This is a genomic window from Mesorhizobium sp. M7A.F.Ca.US.006.04.2.1 (assembly GCF_004022915.1).
Classification (GTDB): Bacteria; Pseudomonadota; Alphaproteobacteria; order Rhizobiales; family Rhizobiaceae; genus Mesorhizobium; species Mesorhizobium ciceri.
The window spans coordinates 1-2,226 of record NZ_RZQA01000951.1 but is presented as its reverse complement, the minus strand read 5'-3'; the positions used below and the strand labels follow the sequence as shown (position 1 = coordinate 2,226).

At 58.3% G+C, this 2,226-nt stretch carries 3 protein-coding genes; all 3 read right to left on the bottom strand.

Annotation, left to right across the window (positions count from 1 at the left end; genetic code table 11):
• The coding region (locus tag EN925_RS32715) for an MBL fold metallo-hydrolase (protein WP_128337237.1) at window positions 1-702 on the bottom strand (702 nt) is incomplete at its 3' end.
• Window positions 703-1,117: 415 nt separating this feature from the next.
• Window positions 1,118-1,654 (bottom strand): PQQ-dependent catabolism-associated CXXCW motif protein, encoded by a 537-nt coding sequence (locus tag EN925_RS32705; protein ID WP_338048481.1) that lies wholly within the window; start codon window positions 1,652-1,654, stop codon window positions 1,118-1,120.
• Window positions 1,655-1,674: 20 nt separating this feature from the next.
• Window positions 1,675-2,226, bottom strand: a 552-nt coding sequence (locus EN925_RS32700) for a transporter substrate-binding domain-containing protein (RefSeq protein ID WP_128337236.1), incomplete at its 5' end; no start/stop codon positions are given.

The window sequence follows — 2,226 nt, the reverse complement described above, 5'->3', positions numbered from 1 at the left end:
GGTGTAGACCGTGCCGTCGAACAAAAGACAGGCGGCATCGGTGAGACGCGCGCGTAGCCGCGCATCGATGCGCGCGCAGCCTGGGATATAGAAGACGGAGCCGCGGCTGCCGATGCCGGCAATTCGGACTCCGATCGTGTCACCTGCGTCGGAGCTGAAATTGGCATCCGGATGGTCTCTATCCTCCAGATAGAGTGCTATCTTCCCGGGCACGGCAAAGGGCTCGATCATTACGCCGGTATCGCGGCCTTCTGCGTCGCAGATGGCCAACTCTTTCGCCGGCGGCAGGATGCGCCGCGGCACAAGCGCTGGATCGAGAACGTTGAAAATCGAATTCGCCTCCAGCGTCGCCAGAACCTGCGCCGTTGCATAGATGGCGAAAGGCTGCCGCTCGCGCAGGCTGAGCAGTCCGGCGATATGATCGACGTCGGCATTGGTCAGCACCACAGCGCGAATAGGTGTCGAGCGCAGCGGCGCATCGCCCGCAGGTTGCAATTCAGGTGTTGCAGCGATTTGCTGGCGAATGTCGGGCGAGGCATTGAAAAGAACCCAGCCCAACCCGTCCGCCGAGGCGGCGACACTTGACTGGGTTCGTGGATGCACGCTTGCCATGCCGTTGCGAGCCGCACGACTGAGACGGTAGTTGCAGTTCCATTGCGGAAAGCCGCCGCCCGCCGCCGATCCGATGATCCTCAAATGCATGAAAATGCCCGCGCGCCGGCTTCTCTGACCTGCAGGCAATTTGCAGTCACAAACAACACTCCGCGCGCTTTGCGTGCGTCAAAATCTTTCACGAAAATCCCATGCGGGGAGGGGATGCGCGCCCCTGTCGCCAGGGACGCGCACCTCTGCGGCCTACTTCTTGGGAGTAATTTCAGCAGGCAGATACCGTGAAATTTCGAAGCCAGCGGCAACCTGACACATGGTCGGTTTTTTCCAGTTCTTCTTCATGACATTTCTCCTCTTATACCAGCCCGAAGGGACCGATCCTGTCGTTAGCCAACCATTGCAGGGCACCGACGCAATGGCTCGTCCATCAAGTTTCAAAATGGACAAATGAAACAATAGGTTTTGAAAAATTGAAAACAAACTATCGAGAATAATTGCAGTCCTTATTTCAATTGTTCGTTGCGTAGGGTTTCTTCTCCTCCAGTGGAAGGTTTGCATCTTCCCACCCATCGGCGCCGAGCGGATACCAGATTACTGAACTGTAGCCCCACTGGACGGCCCGTTTCGCCGCATTCCACGACATCCAGCAATTCGTCATGCAGTAGAACAGAATCGCGCGCGACTTGTCCGTCCCGGCCTTGGCCGCGAGGCCTTGGCGAAAATAGCTGGCGGTCTCCTGCGAAATAGCGCCGTATCCCACATTGGCCAGCCATATGCTGCCTGGAATGTCCTTTCTGACCTTGTCTCTCCATATCGTCCCTGCCGGCAAATTGGCCGGTTTGGGCGTGTCCGGCATCACGTCGAAGAAGATCGCCTTTTTCGCTCGCCACAGCGCTTCCGCTTCCACCGTCGTCACCACCCTCGCGCCTTGCAGCGTCCGCGGCACCGGCGCCCGATAGTCGTCCATCCGGAAACCGCTGGGTTCGGCGATGTCGCCAGCCCATGTCGGCTCGGCCAGACCCAGAAGGCTCGCGGCGACCAGCACGAAAATAGTCTCCCTTCCATTCATTGGGTAATCAGGTTGTCGTGTTCGTCGATCAGCGGCACGTTGTAGCTCAGCAGGATCCTGGTGATCTCCGCCTGGTTTTCCCTGATCACCCGGTTGAGCGTCCGCTTCCATTCCTGGTCCGACGGACGTACGCCCATGGTGATGCGGTAAGACATGCGCGAGCCGGTTTTTTCCTTCACCAGTGGAACGATCGTCACATCAGCTCCGAGTTCCTTGGCGTAGTAACCTGCCATCGGTCCCCACAGCACCGCCGCATCGATCTTGTGTGCCAGCATGTCCTTGATCATGACCTCCCCCATTGATGGGGTGACGCGCGTATCCACCGCAAGCGGATAGATCTTGGCGGTCCGTAGAAGCTTGTTGGCGGCCATGTTGGCGGTTGGCGGCGTGCTTTCAACGACGCCGATCGTTTTGCCTGTGAGTCTGGGATCCTCGATCGTTTCCACGCCTTCCATATCGTGGCTTTTCGGATGCACCAGCACATAGGCGGAGCGATAGTAGGCGTTGGTGTTCTGCACCAGCTCATCGCCTTGGGCATAGCCCATGAT